The organism is Butyrivibrio hungatei (assembly GCF_001858005.1).
Lineage (GTDB): Bacteria > Bacillota > Clostridia > Lachnospirales > Lachnospiraceae > Butyrivibrio > Butyrivibrio hungatei.
The window spans coordinates 212,927-228,757 of sequence record NZ_CP017831.1; the positions used below are offsets into that span (position 1 = coordinate 212,927).

10 protein-coding genes are annotated in these 15,831 nt (G+C 41.9%); 8 read left to right on the forward strand and 2 right to left on the reverse strand.

Annotated elements, in window-relative coordinates; translation table 11 throughout:
• The first annotated feature begins 4 nt into the window (after positions 1-4).
• The 7 genes from bhn_RS01380 to bhn_RS01410 all read left to right on the forward strand — a co-directional run bounded on the left by bhn_RS01380 (position 5) and on the right by bhn_RS01410 (position 11,836).
• Entirely contained in the window at positions 5-2,575 is a 2,571-nt protein-coding gene (locus bhn_RS01380; protein ID WP_148661889.1) for a DUF5696 domain-containing protein, read from the forward strand.
• 14 nt (positions 2,576-2,589) lie between these two features.
• Positions 2,590-3,498, forward strand: coding sequence for a carbohydrate ABC transporter permease (locus tag bhn_RS01385; protein WP_071175023.1), 909 nt, complete (start codon positions 2,590-2,592; stop codon positions 3,496-3,498).
• A complete protein-coding gene (locus tag bhn_RS01390) occupies positions 3,491-4,501 on the forward strand; it encodes a carbohydrate ABC transporter permease (protein WP_071175024.1) in 1,011 nt (336 codons plus the stop codon). Before bhn_RS01385 ends, bhn_RS01390 begins: the two co-directional genes overlap by 8 nt.
• A 68-nt stretch (positions 4,502-4,569) precedes the next feature.
• Entirely contained in the window at positions 4,570-6,048 is a 1,479-nt protein-coding gene (locus tag bhn_RS01395) for an ABC transporter substrate-binding protein (RefSeq protein ID WP_071175025.1), read from the forward strand.
• Positions 6,049-6,113: 65 nt separating this feature from the next.
• Positions 6,114-7,841 carry an SGNH/GDSL hydrolase family protein gene (locus bhn_RS01400; protein ID WP_071175026.1) on the forward strand — a complete coding sequence of 576 codons (1,728 nt, stop codon included), beginning with the start codon at positions 6,114-6,116 and terminating at the stop codon, positions 7,839-7,841.
• Positions 7,842-7,860: 19 nt separating this feature from the next.
• The gene (locus tag bhn_RS01405; RefSeq protein ID WP_071175027.1) at positions 7,861-9,876 is read left to right on the forward strand and encodes a glycoside hydrolase family 3 protein; all 2,016 of its coding nucleotides are present in this window, start codon (positions 7,861-7,863) and stop codon (positions 9,874-9,876) included.
• A gap of 79 nt (positions 9,877-9,955) precedes the next feature.
• Positions 9,956-11,836, forward strand: coding sequence for a sialate O-acetylesterase (locus bhn_RS01410; RefSeq protein WP_071177382.1), 1,881 nt, complete (start codon positions 9,956-9,958; stop codon positions 11,834-11,836).
• 9 nt (positions 11,837-11,845) lie between these two features.
• On the opposite strand, the gene bhn_RS01415 is transcribed toward bhn_RS01410, so the two are convergent.
• The gene (locus bhn_RS01415) at positions 11,846-12,730 is read right to left on the reverse strand and encodes an AraC family transcriptional regulator (protein WP_071175028.1); all 885 of its coding nucleotides are present in this window, start codon (positions 12,728-12,730) and stop codon (positions 11,846-11,848) included.
• An 80-nt stretch (positions 12,731-12,810) separates the two neighbouring features.
• Between bhn_RS01415 and bhn_RS01420 the strand changes: the two genes are divergently transcribed.
• Positions 12,811-14,799 carry an alpha-glucuronidase gene (locus tag bhn_RS01420; RefSeq protein ID WP_071175029.1) on the forward strand — a complete coding sequence of 663 codons (1,989 nt, stop codon included), beginning with the start codon at positions 12,811-12,813 and terminating at the stop codon, positions 14,797-14,799.
• A 9-nt stretch (positions 14,800-14,808) separates the two neighbouring features.
• On the opposite strand, the gene bhn_RS01425 is transcribed toward bhn_RS01420, so the two are convergent.
• Positions 14,809-15,678, reverse strand: a complete 870-nt coding sequence (locus tag bhn_RS01425; RefSeq protein WP_071175030.1) for a helix-turn-helix domain-containing protein — start codon at positions 15,676-15,678, stop codon at positions 14,809-14,811.
• Positions 15,679-15,831: the final 153 nt, after the last annotated feature.

Sequence of the window (15,831 nt, forward strand, 5' to 3'; positions counted from 1 at the left end):
GAACTTGAAAAAAGAGTTAAAGCAAAAACTAATAAAAGGGTTAATAAAACTCATCCCTTCATTGATCATATTTTTGATAATCGTTGGAGCCATCTTTTACGTAGTTAATACCAAGGCTCCTGAAGAGTCAAAAGAAGCTATTCCTCCATACGCTTATGGTGGTGGCGAAGACACGATTACCATCGATAACGGACAGCTTAAGTTATCCATGGATCCAAAGACAACTGAATTTAGTATTGAGGTAAAGGACAGCGGCAAGGTGTGGTACTCAAATCCACTTGATGCGGCAGAAGATGAGAAGGCGCTTGATGATCAGAAAGCATATCTTCAGTCACCACTTATCATGTCTTACTCGATCACACAGGGACTTGAGACAACTTACAATTCATATGCCTTCAGTGCTCAGAATGGTATCTACGAGATCGTTCCAGGAGACAATGAGATCAGAGTTAATTATTCACTTGGAAGTGTACAAAAAGAATTCATCATTCCTCCAGTAAGTACTGCAGAAGAGTTTGAGGGTTACCTCTCACAGATGGAAAAAAAAGATGCTGATCTTATTAAACAGTACTACAAAAAGTACGACATCAATAAGCTCACACCAAAGGATAACAAGGAAGAGCTCCTTGCAAACTATCCTATCATCGAGACAGAAGTTATCTACGTACTCAGAACTGCTACCAAAGAGAATGTAAGAAAGACTATCCAGGATAAGTTCGAGGCAGTTGGATATACATATGATAATTACCTTGCAGATAAAGAGCTGGATCAGTCATCAAACACATCAGATAATGCAATTTTCAATGTAAGCGTTGTCTACAAGCTTGAAGGAAAAGACCTGGTGGTAGAAGTTCCATTCAGCGATCTTGATTTTGATCCTGAGACACCAATCTATACAATCACTCCTCTTCCATATTTTGGAGCAGGCGGACCAAATGATAACGGCTTCATGCTGGTACCTGAAGGCGGCGGAGCACTTATCAATTTCAACAACGGCAAGACATCACAGAGTAGTTACTACACCAACGTATATGGTTGGGATATGTGCCTTAGCAGAGATGCAGTAGTACACAACACAAGAGCTTACTACGGAGTGTATGGCGTTTCTGAAGGAAATGATTCCTTTATCTGTATCCTTGAAGACGGCAGAAGCTACGCATCAATCCAGGCTGATGTTGCAGGCAAGAACCACAGTTACAACTTTGTTAATGCCAAGTACAGCATCTGCCAGAGAGAAAAATTCGATGTAGGTGATATCGCTAACTCAGATATTTACGAATACGCAACTAAGCTTCCAGATGAGACCTTGAGACAGAGATACACCTTTGTAAACTCAGGAAGCTACGTAGATATGGCAAAGGTCTATAGCACATATCTTCAGAATGAATACGCAGGCTATCTTGATCTTGTAGATGACACATCAGCTCCAGTAGCCATTGAGATCGTAGGTGCTATTGATAAGGTTAAACAGGTTCTTGGAGTTCCGGTTTCAAGACCACTTAAGCTCACAAGCTACAAAGATGCAGATGCCATCATCACTGATCTTGGAAATAACGGCGTATCAAATATGCAGGTTAAGCTTTCCGGATGGTGTAACGGCGGTGTCAAGCAGAAGGTACTTGCAAGGACCAAGACAGTTGGTGCACTTGGAAGCAAAAAAGACCTTAAGAACTTTGTAAATAACGCAGAAGCAAATGGAAATACAGTTTACTTAAATGGTATTACTCAGTACGCATACGACAGTAACCTCTTTAATGGATTTTTTTCCTATAGAGATGCTGCCAAGTTCATCAGTAAGGAAAGAGCTGAGCTTCACGCATACAGCCATGTAACTTACGCAGAAAGAGATTCAGAGGACCTTCACTATCTCCTTCATACAGAACTTGCAAACAAGTACGCAGACAAGCTTGTAAATACTTCTAAGAAGTACAACGCTGGAGCATCATTCCAGGATCTTGGTATGGATCTTTCATCAGACTTCTACAGAAAGAAGACTTACAGCAGAGAACAAGTACTGGGACTCCAGGTTGAGCAGCTTAAGAGCTACAACGAAGCAGGCACACCAGTAATGATCAATATGGGTAATGATTATGCTATCCCATTCGCATCAATGGTTACAAACATGGACCTTAGAGGAAGCGAATATACGATCCTTGATGAGTGTGTACCATTTTTCCAGCTGGCTGTTCATGGAAGAGTAGATTACACAGGTGAGCCTATCAACATCTGTGGAAACGCAGAAGATGAAGTTTTATATTCTGCCGAGTATGGTGCAGGACTTCAGTTCACCTTCATGGAGGAAGATTCCTTCGCAACACAGAAGACTTTATACACAGAGTATTACGGATCATCTTACGATTCATGGAAAGATCGTATGCTAGAGATCTACACAAGATACAACAATGAACTTGGACATACATTCAATCAGGAAATGACAGGTCATGAGAATTTAACAGCTGATGTTTCCTGTACAGAATATGCAGATGGTACAAAGGTTTACGTCAACTACGGCTACAGTGATTACACAGAAGGCGCAGTTAAGGTACCAGCAAGAGATTATGTAGTTACAAGGTGAGAGGGGAGTTTGTTATGAGTAAGCAAAAAAACAAATTGGCTGGGCTTCAAAAACGCAAAGCCATATCAGGATATCTTTTCATATCACCTTTCATAGTTGGCTTCTTGGCCTTCATGGTCAAACCACTTTTTGAATCCTGTTACATGAGCTTTTGCAATGTAAATCTGGCGGCAGGAACTGTTACCAAGACCTTTAACGGTTTAACGAATTATGTATTCGCCTTCAGGGTTGATCCTGAATTTAACAGACTCTTGTGGGAAGAACTCTCACGTATGATGGTTTATTCACTGGCTATCATTGTATTTAGTTTTTTCGTGGCTTTGATCCTCAATCAAAAGTTCCATGGAAGAGCATTGGTAAGAGCGATATTCTTCCTTCCGGTAATCCTTTCATCAGGTGTTATCGTAGGACTTGAGTCCAACAACGAACTTATGTCATCACTGGCACAGACAATTGAGCAGTCCACATCTGGAATCAGCATCACAGCAGCTATGGAGACTATCCTTAGAACTGCAGGCGTAGGTGTAAGAGCTTATGAAAAGGTATTTGAAGTTATCAACAATATCTACGACGTAGCTCTTTCATCAGGAATCCAGATCATCATCTTCCTCTCAGGACTTCAGACAATATCTTCAAGCATGTATGAAGCAGCTGATATCGAGGGATGTACCAAGTGGGAGAGCCTTTGGAAGATCACCTTCCCAATGATCAGTTCTCTGTTCCTTGTTAACTGGATCTACACAGTAGTTGATTTCTGTATGAGATCGGATAACGGGGTTATTGAAAAAATACAGAAGGTAATGATTGACCAGCAGCAGTACGGAAATGCATCAGCAATGTCATGGGTATACTTTTTACTTGTACTTGCATTCGTTGGAATAACATCATTCTTTATTTCAAAGAGGGTTTATTACTATGACTAATACAGAGAATAATTCAAGATATGACAAATTAGGATTTTGGGAAAGAAATAAGCTTTCAGGTGGATATCTTTTACAGAAAAAGATATCTGAGAGAGTCATAAGCATTATCAGATTCATCCTTTTGTTTGGTATGTGCTTCATGATCCTTCAGCCAATCCTTAACAAGATTTCAGTAAGCTTCATGACAGAAAAAGATCTGTATAATCCGATAGTTATTTCTATTCCTGAGCATTTTACCACAGGAAACTACAGACTTGCAGCAGAGCTTATGAACTATAGACAGGCAGTAATTAATTCACTACTGATCTCTCTTACGATCGCAGCTCTTCAGATTGCAGTCTGCACACTGGTTGGATATGGATTTGCCAGATTTGAATTTCCATTCAAGAAATTCTGGTTCGCCATGGTAATACTTGTAATCTTGATTCCACCACAGACTATTGCAAGTTCACTTCATTTGCACTTTAGATTTTTTGATATATTGGGATTATGTCAATTAATTACCGGCAATACAATTAATCTCAGGGGGTCAAAGTTACCTTATTATCTCATGAGTGCAGGATGTATGGGACTTAAGAACGGTCTGTACATATACATGATCCGTCAGTATTTCAGAAATATTCCTGGCGATCTTGAAGAAGCAGCGTATGTTGATGGCTGCGGAATGCTTAAGACCTTTGTAAGAATCATGCTTCCACAGGCAAAGCCAATCATCACTTCATGTTTCCTTTTTGCTTTTGTATGGCAGTGGACAGACGGATTTTATTCAAAAATGTTCCTTGGAAATACCAAGCTTGTAAGTACTGGTCTTGCAAGAATCGTAGATAGCCTTGGTGCTTATATCCAGAGAATAAACGGCGTTAAGACAACAATTTCTGTTGCTTACTCAAACTGTATTCTTGCAACAGGAACACTTATGATCATAGTACCACTTATTATTCTCTATCTCTTTGCACAGAGATCATTTGTTGAGAGTATCAGTAGTACAGGTATCAAAATGTAATGGTAGCTACCGGATATTTAAAATATCTGGACTAATATTTTCCCAATGGGGTAAGGAGGATTTAGAGTATGAGAAAGTCTCTAACAACCAAAGCAACAGCCGTTATCACAATGGCAGCTATGCTTACAAGTATGGCAGCCTGCGGCGCAAACGAGTCTGCACCAGCAGACAACACTCAGCCAGAGAGCTCTGCTGATGCATCAGCAGAAACAGCTGCAGCAGAAGCTTCTGAGGAAGCAGCTCCATCTGACGAGTACGATCCATATCAGGTTATCACAGATGACGCTGGTAACCCAATTGACCTTGGTGGTATGGATATCATTATCCGTGACTGGTGGTCAGGTGATGAAGCTGAGCCACAGAACGATTATGAGGAAGCTCTCAAGGATTACAGAGATTGGATCCAGGAAACTTACAACTTCACAATCAAGTCACAGGCTATTTCTGACTGGGGTTCAACACCACAGGATTTCGTTGACTACGTTACAACAGGTGGCGACGATGTAAACTACCTCTTTGTTCTTCGTGATGACCCAGCTATCACATCAGCTATGGCAAATGGTCTTCTCTATGATCTTTCAACACTTGATTGCCTTGACTTCAATGACATCAAGTTCCAGAGAAACCTTCTTCACGAGCAGTATTCAAAGGGAGATAGCATCTATGCTATGTTCGCTGGATATTCAGAGGCTCGTACAGGAGTTTACTTCAACAAGAGACTTCTTACAGAAGCTGGAATCGATCCTGATTCAATTTATGATATGCAGGCTGATGGATCTTGGACATGGGATAAGTTTGATGAGCTTATGTCAAAGGTTCAGCAGGATAAGGATAACGACGGTACTGTAGATGTTTGGGGTCTTACACTTAACGAAGGTGTTATGACAACAGAAGCTGTATTCTCAAACGGCGGATCTTTCATCGATAAGGATGCAAGCGGAAAGTATGTATACAACCTTGAGTCTCCTGAGACACTTGAAGCTCTTGAGTGGACAGTAGATATGTACAAGAAGTATGACATGCCAGATCCAGAGGGCGCTGAGTGGGATTACTACAAGGAAGCATTCATCAACGGTATGGCAGCATTCATGGTAGAAGATGAGTATGCTGGCGCACCTGGTAACTTCCTTGATGATATGCAGGATGAAGTTGGATTCGTTATGTTCCCTAAGGGACCTAAGATGAACGACTACATCAACGTTTGGACAAACAACCCAGTTGCAATCCCTGGCTGCTATGATGCTGACAGAGCTTGGAAGCTTGCATTTGCTTGGAACCTTTACACAAATCCACCAGCAGCAGAGTACTATGATTACAACGGATACCTTTCAACAGCTAGAAATGGTAAGTTCGATGAGAGAGCTGTAGACGAGACAATCACAATGATGACAGAAAAGGGAACAATTGCTTATCACGGCATGATCCCTAACTTAAGCCTTGGCTCAGACTTCGTATGGAACATCACAGCTGACTGCGTAGTATCAGAGCAGGTTGAAGCAATCCGTGACACATGGAAAGCTTATGTAGATGAAGCAAACGCTCAGTAATTAGGGCTTCAAAGGTTTACAAAAAGGGCGGCTAACACAGCCGCCCTTATTTTATAGGGGTGAGTATGAATACTATATTACGTGAGGGGCCAAAAGCACCAAAGGATCCTGTAAAGAAAAGACCATTTTTCTTTATCATGCAGGAAAAAGAAATATTTGCTGCACCACAACCTGACGGCAAGGGAATCCAGTTCCTTTTTATGGATATGGGAAGACTTGTGGATGCTGCTAAACTATCCGGGAATATCGGCGATGATTATATGCTTGAGCTCTTAAGATCTGCAGAGGGCTTTAAGACATTGGTACATTCAATCGGGGTAAGTGTATCAGGAAGAAATACTTCAGAGACAGTCAAGTTCGTAATGGAGATGTATCCAGTTAAGGCAGGTCAGAAGGCAACTAAGATTGAAAAAGATGTTCTGATGAATGGAATGGAAGAAGTCATCAGACTTGATGAAATAAATTGGGAAACTACTGATAAGGAAGTAGGGCAGATTAGATTTGAATTTGCACAGCCTGGAGTTCAGGCAACTACTGATATCAGATTATATTTAAATAAAGGCTTTATAGCACCTGTTCAGCCAATAGAAAGAACTGTAGATTTTCATTCGACGGCCTATCGTCAGATGATACAAAAAAGCCTTTTTGATATGGGGAATACCAGCCGTCTTGAAAAAGTGCTTGGCAAAGCAGGAAGTGGCGAAGATGTAACTATTGCTTTTATTGGCGGATCCATAACCCAGGGGGCAGGCGCAATACCTATCAATGAAAAGTGCTATGCAAGAGTGTTTGCTGATAGCTTTCAGGAAAAATATGCTAAGGGCGGAAATGTAAATCTTATAAAAGCAGGCGTTGGCGGTACACCGTCTGAACTTGGCATGGTGAGATTTGAAAGAGATATCCTGAGAAATGGCTCGCAAAAGCCGGATCTTATAGTAATAGAGTTTGCAGTTAATGACGGAGATGATGAGACGCAAGGAGTGTGCTATGAGAGTCTTGTAAGGAAAGCTCTTGCTCTTCCGTGGAAACCTGCAGTAGTACTTCTTTTTGCAGTGTTCTCCTTTGACTGGAATCTTCAGGATAGACTATCACCTGTAGGCTACAGGTATTCTGTACCTATGGTGAGTATCATGGATGCAGTAACACCGCAGTTTCCGCTTCTTCCTGATGACGGAAGAGTTATCTCCAAGAATCAGTTCTTTTACGATGTGTACCATCCAAGTAATCTGGGACATCAGATCATGGCAGATTGCCTCATAGAACTCATTGATAAGGTAAATGAGACACATCAGGAAAATGATCCGGAACCAGAGAGCTTCCCTGAACCAGCCATTGGAGCTGATTTTGAAAAGGTTGAGCTTTTGGATAAAGCGGAATTTGACAAGCTAAAGGAAAAATATAAGATCACTAGTTTTGGCTGCGGCTCTTTTAACGAGACAGACAAAGACCTTCAGTTTGTGGAGATGGACAGTGAGATAGAACAGACTCCGGAGTTTAAGTATAACTGGCATCATTCTGGTAAAGATGGCACAGAAAAGGCATTTACAATTGCTCTGACTTGTAGCAAACTAGTAATAATATTTAAGGATTCGGGTAATTCATCCTATGGCAAGGCTGACGTTTATGTGGACGGAAATCTGGTCAAGACCCTTGATCCACTTGTGGTAGGATGGACACACTGTAATCCGGTGATACTGTTCAATGATAAGCGCACCAGGAAGCACAAGGTAGAAGTTAAGATGCAGGATGCGTCCAAGAAGTTTACAATCCTTGGCTTTGGCGTCGTGGGGTAATGTTTAGTAGGAGTTATTTATGAGAGAATCAAAATTAAAAGAAATACTTAAAAAGCTCACTCTTGATGAGAAGCTTTCTATGATCCACGGAGCAGGATTCTTCCGCACTGCTGGAGTTGAGAGGCTTGGTATTCCTGAGCTCATTTCTTCTGACGGACCAATGGGAGTCAGAGGAGAATTTGCCAATGACAAGTGGATATCTGTAGGACACGGCGAAGATAATGTTACTTATTTTCCATGTAACAGCGCTCTAGCCAGCACATTTAACAGAGCCCTTGCAACTGATGAAGGTAGTGCTCTTGGTGAAGAGGCAAGAGGCAGAGGCAAGGATGTGATCCTTGCACCAGGTATCAACTTAAAGAGAAGTCCTCTCTGCGGAAGAAACTTTGAGTATTTCAGTGAGGATGGATTCCTTACAGCAGAGCTTGCAATTCCTTTTGTAAAGGGTGTTCAGAGACATGACGTTGCAGCCTGCGTCAAGCATTTTGCCATCAACCATCAGGAAACATCAAGACTTTCAGTTGATGCTGATATTGATGAAGATGTACTTAGAGAGAATTATCTCAAGGTGTTTGAGAGAGTTTTATTAGAGTCAGGCGCACATTCAGTAATGGGTGCTTACAACAAGCTCTATGGTGATTTCTGCTGTGAGAGCGAGTTCCTCTTAAAGAAGGTATTAAGAGATGAATGGAAGTATGACGGTTTAGTAATATCCGATTGGGGCGGAGTTCATAATTCCAAAGAAGCAGCACTTGGCGGCTGTGATATCGAAATGTCCGTGACTGATGACTTTGACGAGTACTGCTTTGCAAATCCTTTGAAAAAACTTATCAAAGCCGGAGAAGTAGATGAGAAGGTAATTGATGAGAAGGTACTTAGAATCCTCAAAGTCATGAACAAACTTCATATGCTTGATGGAAAGAGAAAGCAGGGAGCTTACAACACTGTTGCTCACCAGAGAACTGCTTACAGAGTAGCTGCGGAGTCAATAGTTCTTTTGAAAAATGAAAAAGAGGCACTTCCTCTTGATCCTGCTAAGCTAAAGAGAGTGCTAGTTGTTGGTGATAACGCTGTAAGACAGCATTCACTTGGCGGCGGAAGTGCAGAGATCAAGGCATTTTACGAGGTGGCTCCACTTCTTGGACTCAAGGAGAGACTTGGCGGCAATACCAAGGTTGACTTCCTCATGGGATACGACGCAGAGATCGCACCGGAGAGTCAGGAGATCAACTGGCAGCAGGCAAGCCTTGAGGAGAGGAAAAAAGAGGCTAAGGTCAAGAATAAGCTCAACAAAGCGATGAGCAAAGAAGTTATGGATGCTCTTAAGAATAACAAGTATGACAGCGTTATCTTTGTGGGCGGTCTCAACCATAACTATGACTCAGAAGGCAAAGACAGAATAGATATGGAGCTTCCTTATGGACAGGATGAACTCATTGAGAAGATCCTGGAAGTTAGAAGTGATGCAGTTATAGTCCTTATTGGCGGAAGTTCAGTACAGATGAGCAAGTGGATCGACAAAGCTTCTTCAGTTATCTGGAGCTATTACAATGGCTGCGAGGGTGGAAGAGCAATTGCCGATGTTATCTTTGGCAAGATCAATCCTTCAGGAAGGCTTCCTGAGACTTTCTATCTGAAGCCTGAGGATTCATCAGCTATTTCCGTTGGAGATTTTGGAAACACTGATATGGTTCATTACAAAGAGGGATATAGAATTGGTTACAAGCATACAGATCATGCAGGTATTCCGGTTCAGTTCCCATTTGGTTATGGATTATCTTACAGCAAATTCTCTTTTACCAAAGAAAAGTACATGAAGGGTGAAAGAGAGCTAAGACTTACAGTTAAGAACGAAGGTAAGAGAAGTGGCCTTGAAGTTGTCATGGTATATGGTACCAATGATAGAACAGGCGTAAGAGAGCTTATCGGATTTGAAAAGGTTAACGTTGTCAGCGGTAAAAAAGTAGATGTGGCTATAAAGGTTCCAAAGGGATACAGCGATGTCAGCACTTCTAGAACTGCTAGCAAAAAGTGATTAGTTCTTAGCAATTACATGCGTGAAAAGAGATTAAGCGATGGTTATAATCTTACCTATAGAAAGGAATGGTAGGATTATGTCATCGCTTAAATTATGTCGATTGATTTCTGATGGCGCAGTTCTTCAGCGCAGGAAAAGTATACATATCTGGGGATGGGACGAAGCAGGAATGCAGGTCACCATCAAGCTTGAAAACGATATTACTACAGCAATGTGTGATGCAAGTGGAAGATTTGACGCTTACCTTCCGGCAAGGGAAAGTGGTGGACCATACAAGCTGGTAGTAGTAGATGACAAGGGCGAAAAGGTCATTGTTGAGAATATCCTGGTTGGTCTTGTGTGGCTCTGCACAGGTCAATCCAACATGGAACTTCCTCTTGCCAGGACAAAGGATCAGTATCCTGAGGTTGTGGCAAGTGATGAAAACGACAGGATCAGAACCTTTAAGATCGTAGAAGAGACCTGCTATACAGGCCCTTATGAAGAGCTCAATACCGGTAGCTGGGTTTCAGTAGGCAGAGATACTATCATGAACCTTTCAGCTACAGGTTACTTTTTTGGTAAGCACCTTCAGGAGCTTACAGGTCAGCCAATAGGCCTCATCAATGCAAGCCTTGGCGGATCAAGGATCTACTCCTGGATGAGCAAAGAGATGCTTGAGGGCTATGATGATCTCCTTGAGATAGCTGGTCACTATGCCGACAGCTCTTTTGTTGAAGGACAGATCAAAAAGAATATAGAAAACGGTGATAAGTGGAGAGGTGATCTCTACAAGGCAGATAAAGGGATCTCAGAAAAGTGGCATGAGGATAAGCTTGATATTTCTGGCTGGACAGACCACAAGGTTCCAGGATTCTTCAAGGGAACTGAACTTGACGGATTTATCGGTGCGGTCTGGTTTAGAAGAGAATTTGATCTTCCCAAGGAGCTTGCAGGTAAGCAGGCACGTCTTTTCATGGGAACCATGGTTGATAGCGATATCATCTATGTGAACGGACAGAAGGTAGGAGAGACTGGCTATCAGTATCCACCACGTAAATATGACATTCCAAAGGGACTTACCAGAGAAAAGAAAAATACCATTGCCATCAGACTTACAGTTGAGACTGGCATGGGAAGATTTACAGAGAATAAGGAACTTAAGATATTTAATAAAGATGCCGCAGTTTATCTGGATGGAATCTGGAAGTGCAAGGTGGGTGCTACAGCAAAAGAGATACCTGCAACAGACTTCATCAACTGGAAGCCGACAGGCCTTTACAACGCTATGACAGCACCTTGCCACAATTTCCCGATTGACGGAGTCATCTGGTATCAGGGCGAGAGCAATGTTGAGGATGGCTATGACTATGCAGACTTTACAGAGCGCATGGTAGGGGGCTATAGGAAGGCATGGAAGGAAGAAAATCTCCCATTCATTGCAGTTCAGCTTCCAAACTTTGTAATAGATCAGCTCCCAAGGACTGATGACTGGGGACAATTTAGACTTACTCAGAACAAGATCCTTGATATGCCAATGACTGGTCTTGTAGTTACTATGGGACTTGGTGAAGACAATGATCTTCATCCAGTTGTCAAAGAGCCGGTAGGTGAGAGATTAGCTCTTTGGGCAGCGCATCTAAAATATGGCTATAATGGAGAGTACACTGGTCCTATAGCCACAAGTGTTCTCATGGATAATGGTGAGATCACAGTTAACTTGACTCATGCAAATGGTCTTACGGTGCAGGATGCAGGCAAGGGACTTGAGTTACAGGATTTTTATGTGATCGATATTAATGGAAAAAGAAAAAAGGCTAAGGCAAGACTTCAGGATGGTACTGTAGTTGTAGATAGTCCATTTGATGAGGGCAAGGCAAAGAGACTATGCTGGCTTTCAGAGAACACCTATCATGGCGGACTTATCACCAATAGCACAGGAATACCAATGTCTCCTTTTGACCTTGCCATCGAATGATCAAGAAGCTTATTTGTTGTCAGCGCCAGTGCGATACAGCTTTCTGAATTCTGTTGGAGAGCAACCGTTTACATCCTTGAATACTCTGTTGAAGGTAGACAGGCTAAAGAAACCAGATCTAAGAGCAATATCCATGACAGAAAGATCTGTGTCGCCAAGGAGTTCTTTTGCCATAAGGATCCTACGTTTAGTGATATACTGATAGCATGATATTCCCATGTAGGATTTGAAAAGACGCTCAAAGTGGAACTTTGAAAAACCTGCAAGGTCAGCAAGCTTTTCAACAGTAAGGTCATCTGAGCGATGTGAATCAATATAGTTAGTAACAAGTACCAGCTTGTCGATGTTCTTGTGCTGGTAATCCTGTGCTTCGATAGGAACAGGGGCATCGCTAAGGTGCATGCTACCGATCTGAGCCAGAATAAGTGTTACAAGCGAATAGACAGAAATCTGCAGAAACTCGTCGCTTGCGCCGTAGAGTCTGTCGATTTCCCAGAAATAGTTGTGTAACCTTGCTGATTCAAGAGGATAATCCTTCTGCTTGATATGGGTGTAAGAAGGAAGAGTCTTGAGGAGCGGAACAAGGGATGAGACCTGAGAGTAGCCACCAATATCAAATAAGAGGATGAGCTTCTCACCTCCAGGTGCATCAGAAAGATACTCGTGAAGAGTTCCAGGAGCGATCATTACGATATCTCCAGGGGCAACGTTTATCATAGACTTGGTATCGTTGTGGAATTTCACTTTAAGAGAACCTGACACGCAGAGAATGAGCTCTACCTCATTGTGCCAGTGCAGTGGATATTCTGAAAGGGTGTTGTGATATAGCAGAACTCCCTTTAACGTATCATAGAAAATGTCTTCGCGGGCCTGTTCGTTAATGTTATGTATCATACAGATCACACTCCTAATAGGATACTGCGTTTAATATGTGCATTATTTTATCATAAATTTACTAAAGAGAGGTATTAAAAATGGAATCAGCAAAGTGGAGTCAGCTCTGGCTGGACTACAAAAAATGCAAGGATTCAGTAGAGAAAATTGCTATTGAAGTTCTTGGTTTTGACAGAGCTCACAGGGTTATAGATAGCGGGGTAAAAGAACTTAAGCTTGCACTTGGCAGAATATTTGGAGCAGAAGTATCAGAAGGAAATGGGGCCGCTGATCCTTTTGCTGTTAAGATAGTAAAAGACAGTGCTGTAGCCAAAGAAGGCTATGAGTTAGTTTCATCAGCTTCTGAGATCAGGATCACAGCTAGCGATGAAAACGGCGCTCTCTACGGAATCTTTGCAGCTATCCGCAAACTTTCCTGCGGTGTAGCCAAGGAAGAAATATCAGAAAAGGCGGCACCATCCAATCCTCTTAGAATGATGAATCACTGGGACAACATGGATGGCAGCATAGAGAGAGGTTATTCAGGCAATTCTTTTTTCTTTGTAGATAATGAGATCGTAGTTGATGAGAGAACAGTAGACTACGCCAGATTCATGGCCAGCATCGGTATCAACGGGATCGTCATCAACAACGTAAACGTTAAGGACGCAGCAAGCTATCTTATTACTGACAGATATTTTGCCAAGGTAAAAGAGCTTTCAGAAGTGTTTGCAGATTATGGCATCAGGTTATATCTGTCCCTTAACTTTGCGTCACCTATAGAGCTGGGAGGACTTGAACTTTGCGATCCTCTTGATGAGTCAGTAATAAACTGGTGGAAAGATAAGGTAAAAGAAGTATATGACAAGCTTCCTTTACTTGGAGGATTCCTTGTAAAGGCAGATTCTGAGGGAAGACCAGGACCATTTACCTACGGCAGGACTCAGGCTGACGGCGCAAATATGCTGGGAGATGTCATAAAGCCATACGGCGGTATCATCATCTGGAGATGCTTTGTATATAACTGCACTCAGGACTGGAGAGATTACAAGACTGACAGAGCAAGGGCTGGATATGACTACTTCAAAAATCTTGATGGTCAGTACCACGACAACGTAATCCTTCAGATCAAGAACGGCCCTATGGATTTCCAGATCAGAGAGCCTATTTCTCCACTTCTTGGCGGACTTACCAAGACTAATCAGATGCTGGAAGTTCAGATCGCCCAGGAATACACAGGTCATCAGATCGATCTGTGCTACCTCGTTCCTATGTTCAAAGAGGTGCTTGATTTCAAGACATATTGCCAGAAGGACAATGATACTATCGCAGATGTTGTGAGCGGAAGAGCTTTTGGTAACAGCCTTGCTGGTATGGCAGCAGTCATCAACACAGGTAATGACTTTAACTGGACAGGTAATTATCTGGCAGCAGCTAATCTCTACGGTTTTGGAAGACTTAGCTATAACACAGAGTTATCCTCAGAAGAGATTGCAAGAGAGTGGATAAAGATGACATTTTCTCTTGAAATTGTGGATGAAGACATGTTAACTGACATGCTCCTTAGATCAAGAGAGATATATGAGAAGTACACAAGCCCACTTGGTATCGGATGGATGGTAACTCCTAACGGCCACTATGGACCAAGTGTTGATGGATATGAGTATTCTAGATGGGGAACTTATCACAGGGCAGATCACCTTGGGATCGGTGTAGACAGAACTGATAAGGGAACAGGCTACGCTCAGCAGTATTACAAGGAAAATGCAGAAGTTTACAATGATCCAAAGAAGTGCCCTGACAACCTTGTTTTATTCTTCCATCACCTTCCGTATACATGGAAGCTTCAGTCAGGAAAGACTGTGATCCAGCACATTTATGATACACATTTTGAGGGATATGCTGAGGCAAAAGAGATTGCGGCAAACTGGGAGAAGCTTGAAGGCAAGATTCCTTCAGATATGTACAACAACGTGCATCACAGATTTGAGATGCAGCTTGCAAATGCAAGAGAGTGGTGCGATCAGGTGAACTCTTATTTCTATAGAAAGAGCGGAATAGAAGACGAACTTCACAGAGAGATTTACTAAGCGCTTCGCTTAATTTTCATCTCTGTGAGATAGCTGAAACTGCTTGGGTGCAACACCTATCTGCTTGGAGAAGCGTCTTGAAAAACTGGAATAGTTGTTGTAGCCAACCATAAAACAAACGTCATATGGAGAATAGTTCTGGAGCAATAATTTTTGTGCCAGAACTATTTTTTTTGCATTTATGTAGTGCTTCAAAGAATCTCCCATGGCTTCACTAAATACGCGGCTAAGATGGTCGCTGCTGTAGTGAAGATCTGCAGACATCTTATTGATAGTGATGTCTTCTTCAATGTGGGAGTCAATATAATCAAAGATCCTGGTCACAACCTGTGGCGTAATGCTGCTCTGAGCCTGAGATGCAGCTTTTGATGAGTACTCACAGGTCAAAAGCAGGAACTCTGCCAAAAGAGCTTTTGACAAAATAGAGTGTCCAAATTCCTGGCTTACTAAACTAGCCTCAAGTCTTTCTGCTAATTCAATAAAACGTGGAAGTGCCTCTTCAGGAATGTGAAGGACATTCATGTTTGGTGAGGCTTCGCTTCTAAAAAGGGACGAGAAGTCTGTTTCAGCATCACCAAGATTTTTAAGAAATTCATATTGGATGTTTATAACGATTCGCTCATAGCCGCTGATATTAAAATCTTCCAGATCAAGGCCATGAAAAACCAAAGGGCTGATAAAGAACATATCGCCGCGTTTCATCTGTATCAGGTCTGGCTCGATCATGATGTTAACGTTTCCTCTCAAAAAGAAGACAATCTCGTAACCGTCATGGGTGTGAACAGTCTTTACGTCAGAAGGCATAACTCTGGCTGTTTTGTGCTCACAGATGATCTCCTGATCAATTATGCTATACGGACAATCCAAACATTTTCTCATTCTAATACCCCATTTTCTTTCTTCTAGACAAAACTCACAATGACTTAATGGAATAACTCGAAACCCTTGTGCAATATTATATCGGAAAATGCAAAAAAATTCTATCTTTTTGTGTATTTATATATAAATCCTAGACAATACAATTATATTATA

Bases quoted from the DNA above. Each gene is read 5' to 3' on its own strand.
- bhn_RS01410 (WP_071177382.1), top strand. From the start codon at position 9,956: ATGTCATCGCTTAAATTATGTCGATTGATTTCTGATGGCGCAGTTCTT.
- bhn_RS01400 (WP_071175026.1), top strand. From the start codon at position 6,114: ATGAATACTATATTACGTGAGGGGCCAAAAGCACCAAAGGATCCTGTA.
- bhn_RS01405 (WP_071175027.1), top strand. From the start codon at position 7,861: ATGAGAGAATCAAAATTAAAAGAAATACTTAAAAAGCTCACTCTTGAT.
- bhn_RS01390 (WP_071175024.1), top strand. From the start codon at position 3,491: ATGACTAATACAGAGAATAATTCAAGATATGACAAATTAGGATTTTGG.
- bhn_RS01425 (WP_071175030.1), bottom strand. From the start codon at position 15,678: ATGAGAAAATGTTTGGATTGTCCGTATAGCATAATTGATCAGGAGATC.
- bhn_RS01395 (WP_071175025.1), top strand. From the start codon at position 4,570: ATGAGAAAGTCTCTAACAACCAAAGCAACAGCCGTTATCACAATGGCA.
- bhn_RS01385 (WP_071175023.1), top strand. From the start codon at position 2,590: ATGAGTAAGCAAAAAAACAAATTGGCTGGGCTTCAAAAACGCAAAGCC.
- bhn_RS01420 (WP_071175029.1), top strand. From the start codon at position 12,811: ATGGAATCAGCAAAGTGGAGTCAGCTCTGGCTGGACTACAAAAAATGC.
- bhn_RS01415 (WP_071175028.1), bottom strand. From the start codon at position 12,730: ATGATACATAACATTAACGAACAGGCCCGCGAAGACATTTTCTATGAT.